Source organism: Gilliamella sp. W8128 (assembly GCF_016100545.1).
Taxonomy (GTDB): Bacteria; Pseudomonadota; Gammaproteobacteria; order Enterobacterales; family Orbaceae; genus Gilliamella; species Gilliamella apis.
In genome coordinates this window covers 19,655-43,595 of the sequence record NZ_JACFSE010000008.1, presented here as the reverse complement: position 1 = coordinate 43,595, position 23,941 = coordinate 19,655, and the positions used below count along the sequence as shown (strand labels likewise).

The window sequence follows — 23,941 nt, the reverse complement described above, 5'->3', positions numbered from 1 at the left end:
AAAAAATGATTTGACCATATATGAATTACCTAACCCTCCTATAACATTACCTAATTTTACTTTATATAAATTATTAGCTCTGTTGAAAGGAAAAAAATAGATGCAAAGGGTATTAATATTAGTGATCCGTCGAATAAGGTTTATCGATATTACCTATTACAAATAATTAAAATATAAACTTCAAATTATTTGCAATAAATAGCATGTTACATACATGCCATAAGAAATTATATTTTTATAGATGATAACTACGCTAAAAATTTTTATTTGGTTCAAGTTAAATATGTTAAAATGCTCGCCTGTTGTCATAATCTAAATTGGCAAATTTTTAAATTCTCGATAAATACCTCAATAAATTTTAAATTACTATAAATATTATGAATACATCATCCCCTACTATCGGATTTGTGAGCCTTGGTTGTCCTAAAAATTTAGTTGACTCTGAGCGAATTTTAACTGAATTACGTACTCAGGGTTATCAAGTTGTACCTAGCTACGATAATGCAGATTTAGTTATTGTTAACACCTGTGGCTTTATTGATAGCGCGGTACAAGAATCATTAGAAGCCATTGGCGAAGCGCTAAATGAAAATGGAAAAGTCATTGTGACTGGTTGTCTTGGCGCTAAAGAAGATCAAATTCGTGATGTACATCCTAAAGTGCTTGAAATATCAGGACCACACAGTTATGAGGCTGTACTTGAGCATGTCAATAAATATGCACCTAAACCTACCTATAATCCATTTACTAGTTTAGTACCCGAACAAGGGGTAAAACTAACACCAAAACATTATGCTTATTTGAAAATCTCGGAAGGCTGCAACCATAGTTGTTCATTCTGTATTATTCCTTCATTACGTGGGGAAATGATCAGTCGACCAATCGGTAATGTGCTTGATGAAGCAAAACGTTTGGTTGATGGTGGGGTGAAAGAATTATTGGTTATTGCCCAAGATACATCAGCTTATGGTATTGATATAAAAAACCGGACCAATTTTTGGAATGGTATGCCGTTAAAGACCGATATTCATACCCTTTGTGAACAATTATCTAGTCTTGGTATTTGGGTACGACTACATTATATGTATCCTTACCCTAGTGTGGATAATTTAATTCCTTTAATGGCGGATGGCAAAATCTTACCTTATTTGGATGTACCATTACAACATGCTAGCCCTACTGTATTAAAATCAATGAAACGACCGGGAACCATTGAAAGAACACTTGAAAGAATTCATAAGTGGCGAGATATTTGTCCAGAAATCACTCTGCGTTCAACTTTTATTGTCGGTTATCCAGGCGAAACTGAACAAGATTTTGAATTACTACTCGATTTTCTATCTCAAGCACAATTAGATCGTGTCGGTTGTTTCCCTTATAGTCCAGTAGAAGGCGCTGCGGCTAATCAATTAGCCAATCAAATACCGGAGCATATAAAACAAGAACGATTCCATCGGTTTATGCAATTGCAACAAACAATTTCAACCCGTAAGCTACAAAACAAAATTGGTAAAACATTATCCGTGCTTATCGATGAAGTGGATGATGAAGGTGCAATTGGACGAAGTATGGCTGATGCACCGGAAATAGATGGTGTAGTCTATCTAAATGAAGAAAAAACGGTTAAAGTTGGCGATATTGTTAAGGTCAATATTGAACATTCAGATGAATACGATTTATGGGGAACTGTACAACAGTAAATATAATCAATGAACTTACATTATCGAAATGAAATTAAAAATTTAATTACCTTAGCTATCCCTGTCATGATTGCTCAAATATCACAAACAGCAATAACGTTTGTTGATACAATTATGGCTGGAAATTACAGTAAAACAGCCTTATCAGGTGTTGCTATAGCGGTATCAATTTGGTTACCCACAGTATTATTTGGTCAAGGTCTATTGACTGTATTAACTCCCATTATATCAAACTTAAATGGTGCAGCTAAACGTGAGCAAGTTGCCGATCATACACGGCAAGGTGTGGTGATTGCATTAATTTTATCTGTGTTCATAATGTTAATTTTATATCATTCAAATAAAATAATTAGCTTAAGAAGTTCTGCAGAGAATCCGATTGATCCAGACATGATTGAAGTTGCCGTTTCATTTTTACGTGCAATTATGTGGGGAGTACCAGCATTTCTACTATTTTTAGTTTACCGCAATCAATGTGAAGGTTTATCTAACACAAAACCCGCTATGGTAATAATATTCATTGCCTTACTTGCTAATATTCCAATTAACTATGTTTTAATTTATGGCAAATTAGGCTTACCTGCTTTTGGTGGTGTCGGTTGTGGCATTACTGCAGCAATAATTTTCTGGTTAATGTTTGGTTTAATCCGTATATATACCTTAACTACTGCTAGCCAACGTGATATTCGTAAAACGCCATTAACAAAGCTTGTTGATTTTTCCATCATTAAAAAGATAGTGGTATTAGGAACACCTTTAGCTCTTGCTTACTTTTTTGAAATGAGCTTGTTTGCTGTAGTTGCCTTACTTATTGCCCCTCTCGGACAAATAACTGTGGCGGCTCATCAAATTATCTTTACTATTAGTAGTTTAACATTTGCAATTCCATTATCTCTTGGCGTGGCGACCAGTATTCGTGTCGGTTACTTATTGGGTAAAAATAAACCAATTCTAGCCAAGCAAACTGCTTATATAAGTTTAGCGATATCCTTCATGATAGCGGTAATCGTCGCATTAATTCTGGTCATTTTTAGATCACCAATAATAACCATATTTACTCATGAGATCGATGTAATAACCATCTGTCTACAACTGATTATTTTACTTGCCATCTATCAAGCTTCAGATTATTTACAAGTAGTCGCAAGTAATGTATTACGTGGTTATAAAGATACTAAGAGCATCTTTTTTATTACTTTACTGTCTTATTGGGTTGTTGGTTTACCAGTTGGTTACATATTAGGCTTAACTGATCTAGTGATGGAACCAATTGGTGCCGCAGGATTTTGGATAGGGATTATATCAGGGCTTGCTGTTGCTGCTTTTCTGTTAATTGCCAGAATGGTTTATCTACAAAAACAACCAACAGAAATAATATTAAAACGAGCTTCTAGATAATTTGATTAGATCAAAAAAGCCACCATAAGGTGGCTTTTTACTATTAAAATAACTTTATTATTTTAATAAACTATTGGCTTGTTCTAGAACGTTCTCAACTGTGAAGCCGAATTTAGCAAATAATTGTTCTGCTGGACCTGACTCACCAAAGCTTGTCATACCAATAATCTTACCATTTAGACCAACATATTTATACCAATAGTCACTAATACCTGCCTCAATAGCGACTCGTGCAGTAACTGAAGATGGTAATACTGATTCTTTATAAGCTTGGTCTTGTTTATCAAATGCATCGGTTGATGGCATTGAAACAACACGTACTTTTTTACCAGCTTCGGTAAGTTTATGATAAGCCTCAACAGCTAGTTCGACTTCAGAACCAGTGGCAATTAAAATCAGTTCAGGAGTGCCACTACAATCATTTAAAATATAGCCACCACGATAAACATTAGCTAATTGTTGTTCGGTGCGTTCTTGTTGTTTAAGATTTTGTCTTGAGAAAATTAACGCAGTTGGACCATCTTTACGTTCAATCGCGTATTGCCAAGCAATAGCTGATTCAACTTGGTCACAAGGACGCCAAGTACTAACATTTGGAGTAACACGTAAGCTTGCCATCTGTTCAACGGGTTGGTGAGTTGGACCATCTTCACCTAAACCAATTGAGTCATGGGTGTAGACAAATAAAGAGCGAATTTTCATTAAAGCAGCCATACGGACTGCGTTACGCGCATACTCCATAAACATCAAGAAAGTTGCACCATAAGGAATAAAGCCGCCATGTAAAGCAATACCATTCATAATTGCAGACATACCAAACTCACGTACGCCATAATGAATGTAGTTACCATCTGGATTAGCTAAAATCTCTTTAGATCCTGACCACATAGTTAAATTACTTGGTGCTAAGTCAGCTGAACCACCTAAAAATTCAGTTAACACTGGCGCAAAAGCTTCAATGGCATTTTGTGAAGCTTTACGGGTAGCAATTGTTGCCGGATTTGCTTGTAGCTTATTAACAAAATCTTTAGCAACCTGTTGCCAATTACTTGGTAAATCACCATTCATACGACGTTTGAATTCTTTTGCCAATTCTGGGTAAGCTTTTGCATATGCATCAAAGCGAGCATTCCACTCATCTTCACGTTGTTTACCAGTAGCTTTTGCATCCCATGCCTCATAATAATCTTTTGGAATTTCAAATGCAGGATATGACCAACCTAAAGCTTTACGCGTTGCTTCAATTTCAGCATCACCAAGTGGTGCGCCATGACAATCATGACTTCCTGCTTTGTTTGGAGAACCAAAACCAATAACAGTTTTACACATTAATAATGATGGTTTATCAGTTACAGCCTGTGCTTGCTCAATAGCTTCAGCTAATGCCTTAGCATCATGGCCATCAATACCACGAATAACATGCCAACCATATGCTTCAAAACGTTTAGCGGTATCGTCGGTAAACCAACCTTCAATTTCACCATCAATTGAAATACCATTATCATCATAAAAAGCAATTAATTTGCCTAATTTAAGTGTACCCGCTAATGAACATACTTCATGAGAAACCCCTTCCATCATACAACCATCACCCATAAATACATAAGTATGATGATCAACTATGGTATGTGCAGGTTTGTTAAATTGAGCTGCTAATGTTCTTTCAGCAATAGCCATACCGACAGCATTGGCAATACCTTGCCCTAAAGGACCTGTTGTTGTTTCAATGCCCGGAAGATGACCAAATTCTGGATGACCTGCGGTTTTAGCATTTAATTGACGAAAGTTTTTTATGTCATCAAGGGTTACGTTATAACCAGTCAAATGTAATAAGCTATAAATTAACATTGATGCATGACCATTCGATAATACAAATCGATCCCGATCAGCCCAATTAGGATTGGTAGGATTGTGTTTCAAAAATCCTCGCCAAAGGACTTCAGCCATATCGGCCATCCCCATCGGCGCACCAGGATGGCCTGATTTTGCTTTTTGCACGCCATCCATGCTTAATGCTCTTATCGCATTGGCTAGTTCGCGGTGGGATAGTGTGGTTACATTCATGTTAATATTCTCCAAAAATATATTTTAAATATTCATTGATTGTCTACAAACAGCAGACAGATAAAACGCTTTCGTACCAAAACAAAAAAGGGGAATATATTTCCCCTATTCTTTTAATTAAAGTAGTGCTCCGATCATATCTTCTAGTTTACCCTGATCGACAGCAAATGCACGGATGCCTTCAGCCAATTTTTCAACAGCCATAGCATCACTGTTATGCTGCCATCTAAACTCAGCTTCAGTCATTAATGCTGGACGCTCAACTAAAGTTTGATTTGGATCTAATTTACGCACTACTGGGGCACTTGATTTTTGCATCTCAGACAATAAATTAGGGGAAATAGTTAAACGATCACAACCCGCCAATGCTAAAATTTGATCAACTTGTCTAAAACTAGCCCCCATGACAATAGTCTTATAACCATGTTGTTTATAATAGTTATAGATATTACGTACTGAAACTACACCAGGATCTTGGTCAGCAATATAAGGATCTATAGGTTTTTTGGCTTGATACCAATCATAAATACGACCAACAAATGGTGAAATTAAAAAGGCATTAATTTCAGCACAAGCTCGCGCTTGAGCGAAGGAAAACAATAAAGTTAAATTACAGTTAATCCCTTCTTTTTCTAAAACCTCAGCAGCTTTAATACCTTCCCACGTAGAAGCGATTTTAATCAGAATTTTTGATTTATCAATGCCTTTTTGTTTATAAAGCTCAACAATTCGACGAGCTTTTTCAATACAGGCTTGGGTATCAAATGATAATCTTGCATCAACTTCAGTCGAAATTCGTCCAGGGATAGATTTTAAAATTTCAGCGCCAATATTTACCGCTACTTGGTCACAAGCATTAACCAATTGCTCGGCTTTGCTACCACCTAGTTTTTTAGCTGTTTCAATAGCAGAATCAATTAAATAACGATATTGAGGAAGTTGAGCAGCTTTTAAAACAAGCGATGGATTAGTTGTTGCATCTTCAGGAGAAAACTGTTTGATTGAATCGATATCGCCAGTATCAGCAACCACAACAGTTAATTTTTTGAATTCATCTAATTGACTCATACTTGTATTTCCTCTACTACATGTTTTTTAAACATAATTATAATAACATTTATTAAGTAATAAAACGACAAGGTTTCATCGTTTCGGTTAAGGTCTTTTTGGCTAAAAATCAACAAGACTGATAAAACTACAATTTGATCTAAATAAGCTATCGATAAAAACGAAAAACATTGATATTTCATAGCCATTAACTAACTTTTTAGTACATAAAAATTAACAGGTAAATAATGTAACAAATTGACTCTTCATATTTATGTAATCATCTAAACCAGTAGTTAGCAATTTGTTGATCGAATTTAAATCAAGGATATCTTTTTATCACTTGTTATCGGTTTTATAGTTTTTACTTATTTACACCAAAATGAACATAAGTTCATATTAATATCATTTGTAATTTTGAGATACTAATAAATTTAATTTTGTGACATAAGTCGCAAAAAAAATAGTAAATAAAAGATAATTTAATTTTTAATAGCCGATAAAGAAGTGGATTCAATTCTAAAAAAAGCAAAAAGTTAAAATAATTTGGCAAGAATTTATCAAAGGTTAGATATTAATACTTTTGATACAATCAAATTAACTTTAACCATTAATTGATTGTATTCGATATTTTACTCAATCCATACATAGCTTGCATAAGCGTCTAAATTACAACTTATACACGTTGAACACTGTTTACCTGCACAAGTTAATAAATCACGTTTAATTAATTTTATTAACCCTTTTTTAACCCAAAAATTCAGCATAGGTTCAACTGCGCTACTAGATAAGCGAAAGTGACGAGCCACATCTTGCAGATTAGCTCGTCCTTGTAACTGAATATAATCACGAATTGCAGTAATTAACATATTATTCAATATTTAAATTTATCATTAACCAATAATTTTTATTCACAACAAGCTGATTGATTGTTGTGAGATCGTGGTTTTGGTAAGTAATATTGATTAAAGCAAGGTAAACGCCCCATTTTACGCATAACGATAAAAAAGAAAGTAATAAATCCTCCAATAGCTATCAACCAATAAGGCGCACATGAAGATTGGCCTAATAAACTAAATTGGTAATAAATTGTTGCTGACAACCAACCTATAACAAATGTCCAAATAGCGACAAATATCATCCACCTTAGCCCTGTTTCACGATAGATTGTGCCTAATGCTGCCGCACAAGGTGTATAAAGCAACACAAAAATAAGATAAGCAATAGCTGAAGATGATGTAACAAATGAACTACTTATTTTCGATACCGTAGTCGAGTCGACAGACAATTCATTTTGTAAACTGTTTTCATCTTGATTAATACTAGATAGACCTAGCGGATCAGCGATTGAGTTAGTTAAATCAATAAAACGATCTGGAATGGTTTCTAACGCTGACTTGATGCCATCATAAAAAGAAAAAGGTTCTGGTTGTTCAGTTTGATGATCCATTGAATAAAGTGAATTTAAAGTTGCCACAACTGACTCTTTAGCAAAGATTCCGGTAAAAATACCTACTGTTGCAGGCCAATTTTGCTTATCAATTCCCATTGGTGTAAATACAGGAGTAACTTTTTGCCCCATAACTGATAACACAGAGTGATTTGAATTTTCATTCCCAAATGAACCATCAGTTCCTAAGGAATTAAAGAAGCTAAGTACGGTTACCATAACGACAATGGCTTTTCCTGCTCGTAAAACAAAGCTTTTCAAACGTTGAAAAGTTATTCTCAACATACTCCGTAATGTCGGAATACGATAAACAGGCATTTCCATAATAAATGGCGTTAATTCACCTTGTAACAGAGTATTTTTTAATATAAATCCCGTTAGCATAGCTACTAAAATACCCAGCAAATACAGCATAAACACAATAATCGATGCATGATTAGGAAAAAATATCACAGCAAACAAAGCGTAAATGGGTAATCGAGCACTGCAAGACATAAACGGAATTAAACAAATTGATAAAATACGATCACGAGGGCTATCAAGTGTCCTTGTTGCCATAATTGCGGGTACGCCACAACCAAACCCCATTAGCATGGGGACAAACGCTTTACCGGGTAAACCAATGCATCGCATAAAACGATCAACAATCATTGCGGCTCGCGCTAAATAACCTGAATCTTCCAAAAAAGATAGCACAAAAAACATCGCCGCAATAACCGGTATAAAGGTCGATACCGTGGTAATGCCATTGCCGACCCCATCAGCTAAAATAACTGTTAACCAAGTTGGTGTATGTAGCATATTTAAGAGATAAGCAAAGCCATTAACAAAAATGGTACTAAATACTCCTTCAAAAAAATCAACAAAAACTGAACCAAAATTAATCGCAATAAAAAACATGCTATACATTGCGAGTAAAAAAAATGGAATACCAGTAAAACGCCCTAAAGCTAATTTATCCAATTTTTCAGCAAGATTAATATTGGCTTCTCTAGGCTTATCAATCACCATCTTGCAAAGCGTATCAATCGTATCATAACGTGCACTTGCAAGTGCTACGTCAATCTGATTATCGAAATTGATAGACAATAAACAACGACAAGCAGCTAACTTTTCGTTTTCTAAAAAATCCAAAGATTGATTTGCCCCATTAAGCAAGGCTTCAATTAACTGCCAACGATTAAATTGTTGTATCCGACTGGTTGCAGGCAATTCAGCTAAATATCGATTAAATACAGCTTGTGCATCACTACTTAACGTATCAATGGTTGGCATCGCAGTCTTTAAATTCGATGAGCTAACTTCAATTTGCTGATAAAATTTTGATAATCCAGTTTTTCGCGTAGACGAAATCGCAATAACCGGACAACCTAAAGCTTTGGTTAATTTATCGATATTTAATCTTTCTCCCATAGCTTTAAGTGCATCAACCATATTAAGCACAATTATCATAGGTACTTGCATATCAATTAACTGAAATGTTAAATATAAACTGCGTTGTAAATTTGTTGCATCAATAACATTAACTATCAAGCTATTGTTATCAGTTAATAGAAACTGCCGAGTAATAAATTCATCTTGAGCAATACCGATTGGATCTGGCTCAACAGAGTAAGTTCCCGGTAAATCAACAATATCATAGTGCTTATTTTGGTAAGCAAACGAACCAGATTTGTGCTCAACGGTTACCCCTGGCCAATTACCTACACGCTGTTTTGAACCAGTTAACAAATTAAATAATGTAGTTTTGCCACAATTAGGATTACCAACTAATGCAATTTTCATGCGACTACCTCAACTTCAATTGCCGCTGCTTCACGACGGCGTAAACACAGTAGAAAACCACGCAAATTAATTTCAATTGGATCACCTAATGGAGCGATTTGCATCACAGTCAACTTACATCCGGGCGTCATTCCCATAGCTAAAAGCTTTTGACGAAAAGGTAAAGAGTCAGGTAACAGACGTTTAATAACAGCTCCACGTCCTTGAGAAAGGCGATCAAGCGTAAATGCAGACATCATACTTCCTATCAAATAAGGTTGTATTTAAAAAATGACAATATTTTAAAAGATAATCATTCGCATTTTTAGCATTAAACTGCGAGCAAATTGCAAAAAACATCTAAAATAAGTGAAAATCATTGCACTGATAGAAAAAAACGAATACAACATTGATGAAATCAAAAAAATAAGTGATAAAAATAAGCCAAAAACCCCTCTCCTCAACTTTTTTAATTGTCAAAAAAATGCTTTCGTTAAAATACCTTCAAAATAGTTTTCAAATTTTTATACAAATGCTTAACCGCCATAATTGGATGATGGATCATCATTCTTGGGCCGGCATAGCGCATAACTTCTTTGATTTTTAGTTTGTAATCTTTGCGATAGCAATGTTTTGGACAGAGTTCACAGGTGGTTTTCTGTTCGCCAAATCGACACATAGTTAAACGTTGCATGGCATATTGCAACAGATCATTACACTCGTCACAAAGCTGATTTTTCGGGGTATGGTGTTTCTGGCGGCAATAAAGGGCTATCATCACCCTCACCGTGGCTTTTTCTTGAGTAATTTTCGGGCCAGTATTGTTTGCAACCATAATCAAATATACGTTAGTTAAAAAGATGATAGAATAAAGAATTAGTTAATATGATCACAAGGATTTTGGTTAATGGCAAGAATTATCAACAAAGATACTATTGTTTGTATGTCACTTTCAGCAAGACCAAGTAATTTTGGTACTCGTTTTCACAATTTTTTATATGAAAAATTAGATTTAAATTATCTATATAAAGCTTTTACAACCAATAACTTAAAAGATGCTATTTATGGAATTAAAGCATTATCAATTCGTGGTTGTGCTATCTCAATGCCTTATAAACAAGCATGTATCGAATTTATTGATGAATTAGATGTTTCGGTACAATCAATTCAAGCGGTTAACACTATTGTTAATACCGATCACTATTTGAAGGCCTACAACACTGATTATATAGCTGTGGAAAAACTAATTAAGGCTAATAATATCAGTAATAACACACCATTTGTTTTAAAAGGTAGTGGTGGTATGGCTAATGCTGTAATTGGGGCATTTTACGATGCCGGTTTTAAACATGGCATAGTTTGTGCCAGAAATCAGCAAAAAGGGGAAGCTTTAGCTAAGCGTTATCATTACCAATGGCAAAAAGATGAATCTACCATTACACCAGAACAAGCTAAATTAATTATCAATGTTACGCCAATTGGCATGCAAGGTGGCATTGAGGCAGACCAATTATCGTTTAGTGAAGCAATGATTAACCAAGCAGATATTATATTTGATGTTGTCGCCCTACCCGTTGAGACACCACTTATAAAATTTGCCAAAAAATTAAATAAAACGATTATTTCAGGAGCTGATGTCGCCGTATTACAAGCGGTTGAGCAATTTATTTTATATACCGGTGTTACCCCTAGTGAAGCGTTGATCCAGCAAGCAGGTGAATTCGCCAGACAAGGTTAAGAACATTACAAAAAAATAATAATAAAGACAGGTTAACATGTTAAACATGGACGTTTAACAAAATTGTAGTTTGTTTTAAAAAATATATCAAAACAATAACAGTGATTAATAAAATGGTCTTATAAGAAAACGCTTTGCTTAAAGCTTATAAAAGTAATTGAATGAGCATAATTGATTATAAAATCCTATTAGAAAGCAGAAAATTTGTGATACTTAAAAATATTTAGAAAAGTAATTTTTAGAGATTCAAGAAATCACTCAAATAAAACAATTTTGATGATCAATCATTTTAGTAATAGATCAAAAAAAGTATTTAAAATCCTTAATAAGATCTTTACCTGCTTGATTAATATCAACCAAGTTAGGCATTGCACTACGCCCTCTTTTCTGTTTGTTGGCTGCTACTATGGCTAGATTGGCAAACAAAATCGTTTTCTCTAATGGCCAACCATAACTAATACCGTAAGCAAAAGCCCCCTGAAAAATATCATTTTCAGTAATGTCATCAACAGCTTGTTTGTTAAAGCCAGAAATTGTCACTACTTGTTGATGATCAAGATATACGCAATCTTTTTTATTCATACGAATAATAATTTTACCGTTAGTTAAATTGCGTAATTTTTTCAATGCACTTTTAATCTCATCACTACCATGGAAAGCTTTTAATTTGACAAAAGCACTAGCAAATTGTTCTGTTACAATTAGATAATCAGCTTGTTGAGCTAAGTACAAACTATTAGCCGACAGGTTATCTACATTCATAATCATTTTGACTTTGGGTAAATGCTCAATTAGGTACTCACTCAATTCTGCTTCATAGCCATCAGCTAACATAACTATATCATTTTTGTTTTCGCTTACAGTTTGTACAAAGTGAGCTAATTTATTTTTTTCTGCTATTGTCAATTTAGGTGGCTGTAGCAAGCGATGTGATATAATTGTATAGCTATTATTTTGCTCATCAACAGTGATAGCTTCTAATGGTGTGACCATTTTCTCTGAAAAGATAAATTGCCGCGTATTAACGCCAATATTAGCAAGCTCTGTCTCAATTTGATTACCATGATTATCATTGTTGAGATGGCCAATATGATATATATCTTCACCCCATAGTGCTAATAAATATGCTGTATTAGCACATGATCCTCCGCCAGAATAAATAACATTATCGGAAGTAATTGAACCATTCAGTTCCAAACCAGATGAGGTAAAACACAATAGATCTAAACAAGCAAAACCAACGGTAAGTATTGTCATCATTTATCCTTAATAAATTATGTAATTTAAAAAAAACAAATATTGAAAATAATTTAACTAAACGATTTTGAACGTAATTGTGCTATTGATTACCACTAATTAAGAGAGAAAAAAGCAATAAGGGAAGTAATCTTACTGCTTTCATATAATACAACAATGCCAACAAAAATCTTTTGGATATGTAAATCTAACTTTTGATAACTTAATCAAATAACAGATCTAATTAAGAATCGATAATATAATATTCTATTTAGCCCCATTTGATAAGTATTAATTAAAATTTATTTTATAAAAACTATTGCAACCATCAGTAATAACTATTAATAGTTAGTTTTTTCTGATGATTAATAAAAATTTTTGTTACATAATTTGATGTAATTTGTGATATACCTCTAAAAGCTTTTTGTGCATGGTAAATAGATCCATTAAACTATCACTATCTGAAATAGAGTGATCTAAATCCGTTAGTCCAAAAAATTGTTTTTTTGCTGTTGCATAAAGCCACATTTCAGCTACACAGGAACTACCATACATTTTATTAAAAGCAGGTTGATAATCATCAAATTGGTTTGCGCCACGCTCAATAATGAAATTAACTAAAGTTTGCAAACAACGATAGGCGTGATTGCGTTCTACACTAAAGATAGACTCATTCATTTCAATCGTCCAATCTATCCATAATTTAGCTTGCGGTAAATCCTGTGCTGCTAACGCTAGCATAGCTTTTAATTCGCCAATTCTCAATGTTAGCCATGCATTATCTTTACCTGTTGCAATACCAAGTAATTCACGAACTCGAGCAAAATCATCTATACCTTCTTCATCAAACAGTTCAATAATGTCGAGTAGTTGCTTGCCAGATCGTTTTTGATGTGGAAGAGACAAAATCAAATCACGAAGATGAATCACCATATTGTTATTAGCAATTAACAGATCCTCTGGTGGATAGATTTCTGACATGCCAACGGCTAAAATTCGACAAGCATAAACCCCAAGATGCTGATAATCCATTATTAACACTTCTATTTGATGACGCTCAAAAATCGCCATCAAGTTGGCAAATTCCTGCTCGGTTGTACCAGAAAAATCCCAATCAACAAACTCATAATCCGATTTTTGATTAAAAAGATCCCAAGAAATTAAGCCACTTGAATCAATAAAATGCGTTTCTAAATTACTAAGATCTGCTACATCATCATTATCAAAACTTGGCGGTGAAAACACATCAAGATCTTTAAGACTTCGACCTTGTAGTAATTCAGTCACTGTTCGTTCAAGCGCTACACCAAAATTAGGATGAGCACCGAATGAAGCATAACATGTACCATTTTGAGGATTAAATAGCACAACACAAATCACTGGAAATTCGCCAGCTAATGATGCATCAAAACAATAAATAGGGAAACCTTCCTTTTCAAGCGTTTCGATTGCTGCTAATACAGCAGGATAACGATTAATTACTGTTTCGGGAATAGTTGGCAGACTAATTGCTTCAGCAATAATTTTATTTTTGGTATAACGTTCAAATATTTCGGATAAAGCTTGTACTCGCGCTTCATTTTGTGTGTTGCCTGCTGACATTCCATTTGATGCATATAAGTTAGCAATTAAGTTCACTGGTACATAAATGGTTTTGCCATCTGATTGTTGTACAAATGGCAGAGCACAAATACCCCTTTCACTATTACTAGACTGTAAATCAATTAGATCTGTTGCCGTTAATTCGTGTTCAGGATCATAAAAATTAAGTAACTTTTGCGATAATAAACCTTTGGGTAAACTATTATCATCAGGAATTGCAAACCATTTTTCCGATGGATAATGAACAAATTCACCATTAGCGACTTTATCACCTAAATAAAAATCAGAAAAAAAGTAGTTAGTTGAAAGTCTCTCAAAATATTCACCTAAAGCAGAAGCTAGCGCCGCTTTTTTACTCGAGCCTTTGCCATTAGCAAAACATAAAGGACATTTTATATTTTGAATATGTACCGACCAAACATTGGGCACGGGGTTAAGCCAAGAGGCTTCATTAACAGCTAAATCATATTTATCTAATTGTTGTTGAAAATAGTTAATGGAATCTTCAAGTGCTGCATCTTTACCCGGAATAAATGTTTTCATATTAAAATTTTAAAAACCTTTTTAAAAATAACGTTGCTTTATTGATTTATTTGGTATTAAATGTATCGTTTTTTTGACCAAAGTCAAAGCAATAAAATAAATAAAACTTAATTAAGGAAATAAAATGAAAAAAATAATAGATACCAGTGGACTTTCTTTTAAAGACTTTTTCTTTTTTGACAAAATGTTCACGCCTAAAATTATTACTGTAATTTATTGGATAAGTTTAATTCTTATCGCATTTTCAGGTCTAGTTATCATCTTCTCAAGTTTTCTAATTATTCGTTATAGTTTTGGCTCAGCACTACTAGGTATAATAACCGGCATTATAACCATCGTTGGTGGTGCTTTATTTACCCGCATCGGATACGAAATAATTTGTGTTCTATTCAACATTAACCGAAATATCGAAAAACTAGCTTTAAATAAATCAACTGACGATAATCAATAAGTCTTATATTAAGAAAAAAGTGGGGAATTTACCCCACTATAAAAATCTGGTAATGCTCCATTGATAAATAATTAAATAGGACATTATTCTTTCGCGTTTAATTCACTTAATGGCCATCTTGGTTTAACCTCAATAGCTAGATCGGCAAATTGTGAGGCTTTAAGATGAATCATACCTGCATAGGCTATCATCGCACCATTATCAGTACAAAATTCTAATCGAGGATAATAAACTTGCCCTTTGCGTTGGGCCATAAGTGCAGCAAGTTGGCGACGTAAAGTTTTATTGGCACTCACTCCTCCGGCAATAACCAATCGATTAAAACCAGTTTGATCTAAAGCTCGACGTGACTTTATTAATAAAGTATCAACTAAAGCATCCTCAAAGGCCTTAGCTATATCTGCTCTGGTTTGTTCGTCAAGATCCTGAGCTTGGCTCTGTTGATAAATAGTATTTGCTGCAGCAGTTTTAAGCCCTGAAAAGCTAAAATCTAAACCAGGTCTATCAGTCATAGGGCGAGGAAAACGAAACCGTGTGGCATCACCAAGTTCAGCTAATTTCGATAATTTCGCACCACCAGGATAGTCAAGTCCTAACAATTTAGCTGTTTTATCAAATGCTTCCCCTGCTGCATCATCAATTGATTCACCCAGTAATTGATATTTACCAACACCAGTTACTTTAATTAACTGAGTATGTCCTCCTGATACTAACAAAGCCACAAATGGAAACTCAGGTGGATTATCTTCTAGCATAGGGGCTAACAAGTGACCTTCCATATGATGAACCGCAACGGCTGGTACGTCCCATGCATATGCAAGTGAGCGTCCAATAGAGGCGCCAACCATTAAAGCCCCAATCAAACCTGGGCCTGCGGTATAAGCCACACCATCAATATCAGTTGCACACAAATTAGCCTCTTTTAGTGCAGCTTGTATCAATGGCACTGTTTTACGAATATGATCACGAGAGGCCAATTCTGGCACAACGCCACCATAATCGGCATGTAATTTTATTTGTGAATAGAGTTGATTAGCGATAAGTCCTTGCTTGTCATCATAAATGGCAATACCTGTTTCATCACACGATGTTTCAATACCTAAAATCTTCATTAATGTTTACTCACTAAATTGGAAAGATCATCTTCACTCCAAAGATCTTGTTCACTTAGTTCTTTATCAGCAATGCGATGTTCTTCAGTTGCCCAATCACCTAAGTCAATTAATTGACAACGTTTACTACAAAAAGGTCGGTATAAACTTTTTTCAGACCATTCAACATCTTTTTGACAGGTAGGACACTTTACAATAGTAACAGTATTTTTATTCATTTAAACACTCTTAAAGTAATAGGGCTAACAACATGCAAGTTCAAATTCAATTGCATCAATATTACTATTATCGCCAGCATAAAGGGGTAAAAAACGAATACTATAACGAGACATGTGACCGGAAACTTGAGGGTAAACATTTTTCTCGAAAGCAACACGAATTCGAATCAAATTCACATCACCATTAGTCTCTTGAAAAAAATTATTAGTACAAGTAAAAGTTTTAAATTCACCTAGTTGCCTAATAAATTGTAAACATGCTTTTAACGTTTCATCAAGTATTGCAATATGCTGCAGCCATTTATCAACTTGCATATTACGTTTTTCTTGCGGTTGATTTAACCACAAATGGAAGGATGGTAAATCAAAACTACAACATCCACCTGGAATCATCAAACGCTGACGAATTGCCATGATAAATCGATCATCTTTTAACGGTTGTCCCAAACGTAAACTTGAGTTAAATTTAGTTAAAAACAGTTCATACTTGTTAATCATTTCGCCAAGCAATTCTTTATCAACACCGTCAATATCAATCCAAGAAAGTAATTTTTGCTTTTGAGCTTCAATCTCTTTAATCAAATCCCCTTTGACATCATTTCGTTCAATAATTTCGAGTAATTCAGATAAAGCATGAAAAAACAATAAAGCATTATTTTTCTCGAAATGATGGTGTGTATTTAATTGATTAAGTAAAAATTCAAGCCGTAACCAAGTACGCATTTTTTCATTTAATGGATGTTCAAAAACAATGTTATTCATAGCTATTCTTAACTTTAGAGTTATGCAAATATTTTTTATTTAAATCATATATTTGCATTGTTAATGACACCAAATTACCGTCATTAATAATAATATCATCTGCAAATGCCAAACGATCGCTTAATGAAACTTGTGAATCAATCATTCTCTTGGCTAAGGACTCACTTATTTTATCACGATCAATTAAGCGCTCTAGTTGTAACGCCTCTGGAGTATCAATTATTAACACCCGATCAGCTAGTTGGTGTAGATTATTTTCAATTAATAATGGTACCACCCAAATTATATAAGGAGCTGTTTGTTTTGCAATCTGTTGTTGAGTTTCTTGTGCAATAATCGGGTGCAATAAGTTGTTTAACCATAACCGTTCATGTTCATTATTAAAAATAATTTCTCTTAATTGACTTCGATCTAACTCACCATTTTCTAACAAGATCTCTTGACTAAAATGTTTTACAATTTGCGTCAATGCAGATGATCCTACAGCAACAACTTGCCGAGCAATTACATCAGCATCAATAATTGGTACACCTAATTGCGCAAATAGATCAGCAATGGTACTTTTACCACTGGCAATGCCACCACTAAGTGCAACAATATAAGACATACATTAGTTCCAATAAATAATCATTTCGAAAATAATTATATCATACAACTATTAAACAGAATACATGCCAATAAATTACTAAACTAGCCATTAAATTTACGCTAAGTATTACTTTGTTAGTTAGCCAGATAGATTGTTTGTAGCATAAAATTGTTTTTTTAAATAGTTTTATGAAAATTTTCAATACTATTATGTGATTTAGATCGAAAATCTAACTTTATTTACCATTTTTATCCATTATTCATAAAAAAAATAGATAAAACAGTTGTTTTGTTTTTTTAGCTGTATATAATCACATATATCTGTATATAAAAACAGGAATTCGCCATGAGACCATTAACCGAACGCCAACAACAAATTTATGATTTAATTAAAGAAAATATTCAAACCACCGGGATGCCACCAACGCGAGCAGAAATTGCCCAAAAATTAGGCTTTCGTTCAGCTAACGCAGCAGAAGAACATCTTAAAGCCTTAGCTAAAAAAGGTGCTATTGAAATGATTGCCGGTTCATCACGTGGAATTCGTTTATTATTAGAACAACCTGATGACACTAATGAACTTGAAGGTCTACCACTCATTGGTAAGGTCGCAGCTGGATCACCAATTCTAGCGCAAGAACATATCGAAAGTCATTATCAAGTATCACCAAGTTTATTTAAACCTCAAGCCGATTTTTTATTAAGAGTTGAAGGGATGTCAATGAAAGATATTGGTATTTTAGATGGTGATTTGCTTGCTGTTCATAAAACTCAAAATGTTAAAAATGGTCAAGTTGTTGTTGCGCGAATCGATGACGAAGTAACAGTTAAAAGATTATCGCAAAAAGGTCGTCACGTAAAATTATTAGCTGAAAATCCTGAGTTTTCTCCAATTGATGTCGACTTAGAACAACAAAGTTTTGCTATTGAAGGAATTGCTGTTGGTATTATTCGTAATGGTTCATGGATGTAAATTCAAAGATAGTATAAAATACTAAGTACTGTTGCTTAGGAGTTAACCATATGTGGCTATTTTGGTTGTACGAATCATTGGGATTTGTTGGCGTAATACTATTAATTTTTGCTTATTGCCATTTCAGTAAAAAAGGTTTTTGGTCTTTCTTATGGCGTAATTTGAAATGGGTAGCATGGGCGGTTGTGGGCGTTTGGTTGTTAATTGCTATACTTTGCCGAGGCGATTTATATAATGCAGCACGTTGTTATTTCCGTGGCGAAAGTATGCATGCAAATACCAAATACTCAATCTTTTGGAGTGAATGTCAAATCGAAACAACAAATGGCAGTTATTTACCTATTGATCGTACTCGTGCATTACCAGGTTCAAAAGATCATGACAGCAATGATAATGGAATTCCTGCTGATAATTTAATTAATTAATTAATTTTATTCATATATCTTCAGGCAATATTGAATATTGCCTGTTACTATTTTAACAAGTCTTTGAACCACCAACATGTATATAAAACAAGTAATGTTTTTCAAGTTGTCTAAAACCAAAAATTAAAACAAAACTCACACATAAATAGATCACCGCCGCAAGACCAAAAGCATGAAAAGGTTGATAAGTTTCAGCATAGATATCACGCGTAATTTTCATCACATCTTGGACCGTCACAGTAAAAGCTAAAGCTGTCGAATGCAACATAAAAATGACTTCATTACTATAAGCAGGTAATGCAATTCGAAAGGCTCTAGGTAAAATAATGTATCGATATAATTGGCAACGATTAAAACCAAGTGCCGTAGCTGCTTCAATTTCACCATTAGGAACGTTGCGAATAGCACCCGCAAAAACTTCTGTAGTATAAGCACAAGTATTTAAAGCAAAAGCTAAAATAGTACAATTTAACCCACTTTGAAAAAAATCATTTAAAGATTGATGTTGATTAACAAAACTTAATGTATATATACCCGTGTAGATAATTAATAACTGTACATACAATGGCGTACCACGAAAAACATAAGTAAATAGCCAAATAGGCCATTTTATAAAAAAATGTTTTGAATTACGGCCAACCGCTAACACTAATGCAAATAATCCACCTAAAGATACAGATAAAATCAAGATCCACAAGGTCATTGCTAATCCAGTAATATGATAGCCATCTGACCATAATAATGCTTTCCAATAATCTTGAAGGATTTCTAACATAACATTGCTCGTTTATAATTTAGCTTTAGTGATACCGGTGGAATAATGCTTTTCAAGCCACCATAGAATAATATTTGAAATAGAGGTGAAAAATAGATAAAAAGAGCCAGCTATGAGTGCAAAAAATAGCGGTTGATATGTTGCTTCACCAGCTGTTTTAGTGGCTTTCACAAGGTCAAACAATCCCAATAACGATACTAATGCTGTGGCTTTTAAAATCACTAACCAATTATTAGCAATGCCAGGTAAAGCAAAACGCATCATTAATGGGAACCTGACATATATAAAGGTGTGGCATTTATTCATACCTAATGCAGTTGCAGCTTCAATTAATGTTTTGGGAACAGCTTGGAATGCACCGCGAAATGTCTCAGTAAAATAGGCACCATAAATAAAACCTAACGTAATAATGCCTGCCACAAATGGATCAATTTCCAGCATATCTACATCAAAAAAATCGGTAATGTTATTTAATAAAAATTGAAGACCAAAGAAGATCAACATCATTAAAACCAAATCAGGCACACCGCGAATCAATGATGTATAAGCCTGACAAGCTAGTCGTAATACTGACCTTTTTGATAATTTACCGAGTGCACAAATAATGCCAATAATAATGGCAAGAATTAGCGAAAAAATCGCTAATTCAATAGTGATCAAGGCACCTTGTAATATTAGAGAACGATAACCTTGCATGAACTATTTTTTATTACTATAAACGTTAAAGTCAAAATATTTGTCATTTATTTTTTGATAGGTACCGTCATTTAAAATTTCAACTAGTGCTTTATTGAAAGCTTCACGCAGTTCATCATCTTTTTTACGGAATCCTAAACCGACACCAACATCAAAATAGCCTTTATCGTTTAGAACTTCCCCGGCAAAAGCAAAATCTTTACCTTGTGGTTGTTTTAAAAACGCATAACTTCCCGTCACTTCATCTTGTAATGCCGCATCTAAACGACCAGCAACTAAATCTGAAAACACCTGCAATTGATTTTGATATGGTACAATGATTACTCCATTGGGACGCCATTTATCATTAACAAAATGTTCCTGCGAAGTACCTTGTTCTACCCCTACTCTTTTACCTTTTAAAGATTCAACTGTCGGTAATAAATCAGCACCTTGTTTAGTAATTAATCGCGAATTAGTAAGAAAAATTTCATCTGAAAAAGCAATCTGTTTTTTACGTTTCTCAGTCATCATTAATGACGATGAAATCATATCAATTTTACGCGACAATAAAGATGGAATTAAGGCATCAAAATCAGTCGATTGAAATTCACATTTAATATTAGCTTTTTCGCAAAGTGCTTTGGTAATTTCAATATTAAAACCAGTAATTTCACCATTTTTATCTATAAAATCAAATGGAGCATAAGATGTATCCGAACCAATTTTGATTGATTCTGGTAATTTAGCATCACTTAGACAAGCACAACTTAACAATGCTAACGCCGATACCACTTTAAATAAGTTCTTCATGTTTTCATCCTGTAATGATTTTTAAAGGCATAATATAACGTTTTCTTAAATTTATTTATAATAAAAAAAAATTATTAGCCTATCTGATTTGCTTATGCCGTGATTATAATTACAGCCACTTAAATTAACAGATAATATAAAATTACTTCTATTTTAAATAAGATAGATAGCTAAAACAGTAAACCACTAATTTAAATTAGCATCATCATTATGCTTATTTGCTTTCGCTAAAGATAACAATATAGTATCCTTACTATTATTATGACAACTCAACTCAAACACTAAACAACGTGCATTCATTTATCCTATCCTTACGCAAAGTTTTTTATAGCAGTAATTTACTGTTTAGTATTCGTATGCTGGTTAGTTTGACTGGATCTACTCTAGTACCATGGTACTTTGATTCTGTACCATTAGTGATCCCTCTCACATTGGGCGTAGTCGCAGCAGGTTTGACTGAGATAGATACTCGCTTATTAAGTCGTTGTATTAATATACTATTAACACTAATTTGTTTTGCAATTGCGACATTTTCGGTCGAATTTCTGTTCCATGCTCCATTATTGTTTATTATTGGCTTAGTTAGCTCAACGTTTCTATTTATTATGCTTGGTTCGTTAGGTCAACGGTATGGTGTTATTGCCTTTGGCTCATTACTAATTGCAGCTTATACCATGCTCGGGCATAATTTATTTGCTGATAATTACACTCTACCTTGTTATTTATTATTAGGAGCACTTTGGTATAACCTTGTTTCACTAATTGAATCAATTGTGCAACCTATTCGCACTACACAACAAACTTTAGCTCATTGTTTTCTGAAATTAAGTTTTTATCTTGATGCAAAAGCCGCAATGTTCGATCCTGATGAAACCGATGGTTTTAAGCGACAAACTCTTGAGCTAACGACCTGTAATACTCAGGTTATTAATGTATTTAATGATGCGAAACGATCATTATTTAATCGACTAAAAGGTTTTCGTGGACAAGGCTATATTAGAAAGATGCTTAGTTACTATTTTGTCGCTCAAGATATTCATGAACGAGCCAGTTCATCACATGGCGATTATAAAGCGTTAAGCCAACATTTTAAACATAGTGATCTTTTATTTCGCTTTGCCAGAATCTTAAATTTACAAGCTAAAGCCTGTGCTAAATTGGCTCTGTCAATTAAGTTAAATCAAACGTACCAACATGATCCATTATTTGCTCGCTACTTTACCTATCTTGAAGAAGCAATAGGTGAATATCAACAACAAACTAACGCTAATTTATTACTCATTAAATCGTTACAAAATTTATATGAAAATTTGCTCGCTATTGATTTATTATTAGCCCACATCGATACAGAGCAACATTTATCGAAAAGCCAAGAAGATAACCAGTTAATTGATGAAGAACTTACCCGTTTTCATGATATTTTTACCAAAATTAAGCAAAACTTAACCATCAAATCGCCACTATTTCGCCATGCTATTCGTATGAGTATTGTTTTGTTTGTTGGGTATATGGTGATATATTTTTCTAACCTTTCACATGGTTATTGGATTATTTTAACCAGCTTATTTGTTTGCCAACCAAACTATTCAACTACAAAATATCGCTTAAAATTGCGCGTTTTTGGTACTATTTTAGGGATAATTGCCGGTATTCCTTTAACTTACTTGTTTCCAAGTATCGAAGCGCAACTAGTATTGATCATTATAACTGGTTGGTTATTTTTCCTATTCAAAAACTCACAATATGCTTATGCCACTGCCTTTATTACCTTATTAGTATTTTTCAGTTTTAGCTTAATCGGTGAAAGCAGTATCTCTGTTGCTATTTCACGCATTATAGCTACCTTAATTGGCTGTTTTATTGCTTGGTTTGCGGTAAGTTTTATCTGGCCAGATTGGAAGTTTAGGAATTTACTTAAATTACTAGATCGAGTCTGTCACGAAGATAGCCACTATTTAGCAGTAATAGGTAGTCAGTATGTCTCAGGTAAAACTAATGATCCCAAATACCGTGTCGCACGACGCGCAGCTCATGATAGTAATGCAGATTTATCCTCCTTAATCAGCTTAATGACTAAAGAGCCACACGTTAAACAAGATGTGATTGACCAAGGTTTTAGATTATTGACCCTTAATCACACCTTAATTAGTTATCTATCCACTTTGGGAGCACATCGCGATAAAAGTATTTCAGCGCATACTTTGGAAATTTTTGATGATGTATCGGTTTATATAATTACTATGCTAAGTGACCAAAAAATCGATTCTGAATATCAACCATTGAAAAAAGTGGTTGCTGATTATATTGAATCACTATCAATTAACGATGACCAAAGCAATAATGATCTGCTGGTTATGCAGCAATTAGCCTTAATCTTAGATATTTTGCCAGAAATAATTTCTCTTATTTGTGAATTGAATAATAAGACTGCCTAATAGGATTGTTTTAAACAGTTATTATCTTTTGCAATGAAATAAACAACCTTATATTAATGCAATTTCTTCAATATAACTATTAAATCCGACAACTTGTAAAAAATATTGAGGAGTCTATACCATCATTAAATTATTTTTAAATGATTTTAAATAGTTACCTTTATAAGTCTCA

22 protein-coding genes are annotated in these 23,941 nt (G+C 33.8%); 7 read left to right on the top strand and 15 right to left on the bottom strand.

Annotated elements, in window-relative coordinates; genetic code table 11:
• Nucleotides 1–377 precede the first annotated feature (377 nt).
• Together rimO and H3U97_RS09315 are read left to right on the top strand one after the other, a co-directional pair.
• Nucleotides 378–1,700 carry a 30S ribosomal protein S12 methylthiotransferase RimO gene (rimO, locus tag H3U97_RS09320; protein WP_198195416.1) on the top strand — a complete coding sequence of 441 codons (1,323 nt, stop codon included), beginning with the start codon at nucleotides 378–380 and terminating at the stop codon, nucleotides 1,698–1,700.
• Nucleotides 1,701–1,709: 9 nt separating this feature from the next.
• Nucleotides 1,710–3,098, top strand: a complete 1,389-nt coding sequence (locus tag H3U97_RS09315) for an MATE family efflux transporter (protein ID WP_198198780.1) — start codon at nucleotides 1,710–1,712, stop codon at nucleotides 3,096–3,098.
• A gap of 57 nt (nucleotides 3,099–3,155) precedes the next feature.
• On the opposite strand, the gene tkt is transcribed toward H3U97_RS09315, so the two are convergent.
• The 6 genes from tkt to H3U97_RS09285 form a co-directional block, all read right to left on the bottom strand.
• Nucleotides 3,156–5,162: a transketolase gene (gene tkt, locus H3U97_RS09310; protein WP_198198779.1), complete on the bottom strand. Its 2,007-nt coding sequence runs from the start codon at nucleotides 5,160–5,162 to the stop codon at nucleotides 3,156–3,158.
• Nucleotides 5,163–5,279: 117 nt separating this feature from the next.
• Entirely contained in the window at nucleotides 5,280–6,230 is a 951-nt protein-coding gene (gene tal / locus H3U97_RS09305) for a transaldolase (protein WP_065613207.1), read from the bottom strand.
• Nucleotides 6,231–6,841: 611 nt separating this feature from the next.
• Complete coding sequence (locus H3U97_RS09300) at nucleotides 6,842–7,078, bottom strand: FeoC-like transcriptional regulator (protein WP_086362236.1); 237 nt, start codon at nucleotides 7,076–7,078, stop codon at nucleotides 6,842–6,844.
• Nucleotides 7,079–7,116: 38 nt separating this feature from the next.
• Nucleotides 7,117–9,444 carry a Fe(2+) transporter permease subunit FeoB gene (feoB, locus tag H3U97_RS09295; RefSeq protein WP_198198778.1) on the bottom strand — a complete coding sequence of 776 codons (2,328 nt, stop codon included), beginning with the start codon at nucleotides 9,442–9,444 and terminating at the stop codon, nucleotides 7,117–7,119.
• Nucleotides 9,441–9,680, bottom strand: a complete 240-nt coding sequence (locus H3U97_RS09290) for a FeoA family protein (protein WP_198195419.1) — start codon at nucleotides 9,678–9,680, stop codon at nucleotides 9,441–9,443. The genes feoB and H3U97_RS09290 overlap by 4 nt, the downstream gene beginning before the upstream one ends.
• A 236-nt stretch (nucleotides 9,681–9,916) precedes the next feature.
• Nucleotides 9,917–10,258, bottom strand: a complete 342-nt coding sequence (locus tag H3U97_RS09285; RefSeq protein ID WP_065651887.1) for a nitrous oxide-stimulated promoter family protein — start codon at nucleotides 10,256–10,258, stop codon at nucleotides 9,917–9,919.
• A gap of 72 nt (nucleotides 10,259–10,330) precedes the next feature.
• Between H3U97_RS09285 and H3U97_RS09280 the strand changes: the two genes are divergently transcribed.
• Nucleotides 10,331–11,161, top strand: coding sequence for a shikimate 5-dehydrogenase (locus H3U97_RS09280; protein ID WP_198198777.1), 831 nt, complete (start codon nucleotides 10,331–10,333; stop codon nucleotides 11,159–11,161).
• 300 nt (nucleotides 11,162–11,461) lie between these two features.
• Here H3U97_RS09280 and H3U97_RS09275 read toward each other — a convergent pair whose 3' ends face one another.
• The gene (locus tag H3U97_RS09275) at nucleotides 11,462–12,418 is read right to left on the bottom strand and encodes a carbohydrate kinase family protein (RefSeq protein ID WP_198198776.1); all 957 of its coding nucleotides are present in this window, start codon (nucleotides 12,416–12,418) and stop codon (nucleotides 11,462–11,464) included.
• 360 nt (nucleotides 12,419–12,778) lie between these two features.
• On the bottom strand, nucleotides 12,779–14,542 hold the full coding sequence (ycaO, locus tag H3U97_RS09270) for a 30S ribosomal protein S12 methylthiotransferase accessory factor YcaO (protein ID WP_198198775.1): 1,764 nt from the start codon (nucleotides 14,540–14,542) through the stop codon (nucleotides 12,779–12,781).
• Between the two features lie 124 nt (nucleotides 14,543–14,666).
• Between ycaO and H3U97_RS09265 the strand changes: the two genes are divergently transcribed.
• The gene (locus H3U97_RS09265) at nucleotides 14,667–14,993 is read left to right on the top strand and encodes a DUF4282 domain-containing protein (RefSeq protein ID WP_065613220.1); all 327 of its coding nucleotides are present in this window, start codon (nucleotides 14,667–14,669) and stop codon (nucleotides 14,991–14,993) included.
• 83 nt (nucleotides 14,994–15,076) lie between these two features.
• On the opposite strand, the gene tsaD is transcribed toward H3U97_RS09265, so the two are convergent.
• Genes tsaD through coaE form a run of 4 tightly spaced genes read right to left on the bottom strand, consistent with a single transcriptional unit; the run spans nucleotide 15,077 to nucleotide 17,692 of the window.
• Complete coding sequence (tsaD, locus tag H3U97_RS09260; RefSeq protein WP_086320531.1) at nucleotides 15,077–16,105, bottom strand: tRNA (adenosine(37)-N6)-threonylcarbamoyltransferase complex transferase subunit TsaD; 1,029 nt, start codon at nucleotides 16,103–16,105, stop codon at nucleotides 15,077–15,079.
• Nucleotides 16,105–16,323, bottom strand: a complete 219-nt coding sequence (gene yacG / locus H3U97_RS09255; RefSeq protein ID WP_065579200.1) for a DNA gyrase inhibitor YacG — start codon at nucleotides 16,321–16,323, stop codon at nucleotides 16,105–16,107. The genes tsaD and yacG overlap by 1 nt, the downstream gene beginning before the upstream one ends.
• Nucleotides 16,324–16,347: 24 nt before the next feature.
• Nucleotides 16,348–17,085 carry a cell division protein ZapD gene (gene zapD, locus H3U97_RS09250; RefSeq protein ID WP_065651882.1) on the bottom strand — a complete coding sequence of 246 codons (738 nt, stop codon included), beginning with the start codon at nucleotides 17,083–17,085 and terminating at the stop codon, nucleotides 16,348–16,350.
• The gene (gene coaE, locus H3U97_RS09245; RefSeq protein WP_198198774.1) at nucleotides 17,078–17,692 is read right to left on the bottom strand and encodes a dephospho-CoA kinase; all 615 of its coding nucleotides are present in this window, start codon (nucleotides 17,690–17,692) and stop codon (nucleotides 17,078–17,080) included. Before coaE ends, zapD begins: the two co-directional genes overlap by 8 nt.
• A gap of 327 nt (nucleotides 17,693–18,019) precedes the next feature.
• Between coaE and lexA the strand changes: the two genes are divergently transcribed.
• Nucleotides 18,020–18,646, top strand: coding sequence for a transcriptional repressor LexA (lexA, locus tag H3U97_RS09240; protein ID WP_065579203.1), 627 nt, complete (start codon nucleotides 18,020–18,022; stop codon nucleotides 18,644–18,646).
• Between the two features lie 50 nt (nucleotides 18,647–18,696).
• A complete protein-coding gene (locus H3U97_RS09235; RefSeq protein ID WP_065579204.1) occupies nucleotides 18,697–19,071 on the top strand; it encodes a hypothetical protein in 375 nt (124 codons plus the stop codon).
• 52 nt (nucleotides 19,072–19,123) lie between these two features.
• On the opposite strand, the gene hisM is transcribed toward H3U97_RS09235, so the two are convergent.
• The 3 genes from hisM to H3U97_RS09220 are packed head-to-tail and all read right to left on the bottom strand — an operon-like array spanning nucleotide 19,124 to nucleotide 21,334.
• Nucleotides 19,124–19,846: a histidine ABC transporter permease HisM gene (gene hisM / locus H3U97_RS09230; RefSeq protein ID WP_198198773.1), complete on the bottom strand. Its 723-nt coding sequence runs from the start codon at nucleotides 19,844–19,846 to the stop codon at nucleotides 19,124–19,126.
• A 12-nt stretch (nucleotides 19,847–19,858) separates the two neighbouring features.
• Nucleotides 19,859–20,542 carry an ABC transporter permease gene (locus tag H3U97_RS09225; protein ID WP_198198772.1) on the bottom strand — a complete coding sequence of 228 codons (684 nt, stop codon included), beginning with the start codon at nucleotides 20,540–20,542 and terminating at the stop codon, nucleotides 19,859–19,861.
• A gap of 3 nt (nucleotides 20,543–20,545) precedes the next feature.
• Nucleotides 20,546–21,334 carry a lysine/arginine/ornithine ABC transporter substrate-binding protein gene (locus H3U97_RS09220; protein WP_065579207.1) on the bottom strand — a complete coding sequence of 263 codons (789 nt, stop codon included), beginning with the start codon at nucleotides 21,332–21,334 and terminating at the stop codon, nucleotides 20,546–20,548.
• A gap of 290 nt (nucleotides 21,335–21,624) precedes the next feature.
• Between H3U97_RS09220 and yccS the strand changes: the two genes are divergently transcribed.
• Nucleotides 21,625–23,769 (top strand): YccS family putative transporter, encoded by a 2,145-nt coding sequence (gene yccS / locus H3U97_RS09215; RefSeq protein ID WP_370545685.1) that lies wholly within the window; start codon nucleotides 21,625–21,627, stop codon nucleotides 23,767–23,769.
• Nucleotides 23,770–23,941: the final 172 nt, after the last annotated feature.

Bases quoted from the DNA above. Each gene is read 5' to 3' on its own strand.
- rimO (WP_198195416.1), top strand. From the start codon at position 378: ATGAATACATCATCCCCTACTATCGGATTTGTGAGCCTTGGTTGTCCT.
- H3U97_RS09315 (WP_198198780.1), top strand. From the start codon at position 1,710: ATGAACTTACATTATCGAAATGAAATTAAAAATTTAATTACCTTAGCT.
- tkt (WP_198198779.1), bottom strand. From the start codon at position 5,162: ATGAATGTAACCACACTATCCCACCGCGAACTAGCCAATGCGATAAGA.
- tal (WP_065613207.1), bottom strand. From the start codon at position 6,230: ATGAGTCAATTAGATGAATTCAAAAAATTAACTGTTGTGGTTGCTGAT.
- H3U97_RS09300 (WP_086362236.1), bottom strand. From the start codon at position 7,078: ATGTTAATTACTGCAATTCGTGATTATATTCAGTTACAAGGACGAGCT.
- feoB (WP_198198778.1), bottom strand. From the start codon at position 9,444: ATGAAAATTGCATTAGTTGGTAATCCTAATTGTGGCAAAACTACATTA.
- H3U97_RS09290 (WP_198195419.1), bottom strand. From the start codon at position 9,680: ATGTCTGCATTTACGCTTGATCGCCTTTCTCAAGGACGTGGAGCTGTT.
- H3U97_RS09285 (WP_065651887.1), bottom strand. From the start codon at position 10,258: ATGGTTGCAAACAATACTGGCCCGAAAATTACTCAAGAAAAAGCCACG.
- H3U97_RS09280 (WP_198198777.1), top strand. From the start codon at position 10,331: ATGGCAAGAATTATCAACAAAGATACTATTGTTTGTATGTCACTTTCA.
- H3U97_RS09275 (WP_198198776.1), bottom strand. From the start codon at position 12,418: ATGACAATACTTACCGTTGGTTTTGCTTGTTTAGATCTATTGTGTTTT.
- ycaO (WP_198198775.1), bottom strand. From the start codon at position 14,542: ATGAAAACATTTATTCCGGGTAAAGATGCAGCACTTGAAGATTCCATT.
- H3U97_RS09265 (WP_065613220.1), top strand. From the start codon at position 14,667: ATGAAAAAAATAATAGATACCAGTGGACTTTCTTTTAAAGACTTTTTC.
- tsaD (WP_086320531.1), bottom strand. From the start codon at position 16,105: ATGAAGATTTTAGGTATTGAAACATCGTGTGATGAAACAGGTATTGCC.
- yacG (WP_065579200.1), bottom strand. From the start codon at position 16,323: ATGAATAAAAATACTGTTACTATTGTAAAGTGTCCTACCTGTCAAAAA.
- zapD (WP_065651882.1), bottom strand. From the start codon at position 17,085: ATGAATAACATTGTTTTTGAACATCCATTAAATGAAAAAATGCGTACT.
- coaE (WP_198198774.1), bottom strand. From the start codon at position 17,692: ATGTCTTATATTGTTGCACTTAGTGGTGGCATTGCCAGTGGTAAAAGT.
- lexA (WP_065579203.1), top strand. From the start codon at position 18,020: ATGAGACCATTAACCGAACGCCAACAACAAATTTATGATTTAATTAAA.
- H3U97_RS09235 (WP_065579204.1), top strand. From the start codon at position 18,697: ATGTGGCTATTTTGGTTGTACGAATCATTGGGATTTGTTGGCGTAATA.
- hisM (WP_198198773.1), bottom strand. From the start codon at position 19,846: ATGTTAGAAATCCTTCAAGATTATTGGAAAGCATTATTATGGTCAGAT.
- H3U97_RS09225 (WP_198198772.1), bottom strand. From the start codon at position 20,542: ATGCAAGGTTATCGTTCTCTAATATTACAAGGTGCCTTGATCACTATT.
- H3U97_RS09220 (WP_065579207.1), bottom strand. From the start codon at position 21,334: ATGAAGAACTTATTTAAAGTGGTATCGGCGTTAGCATTGTTAAGTTGT.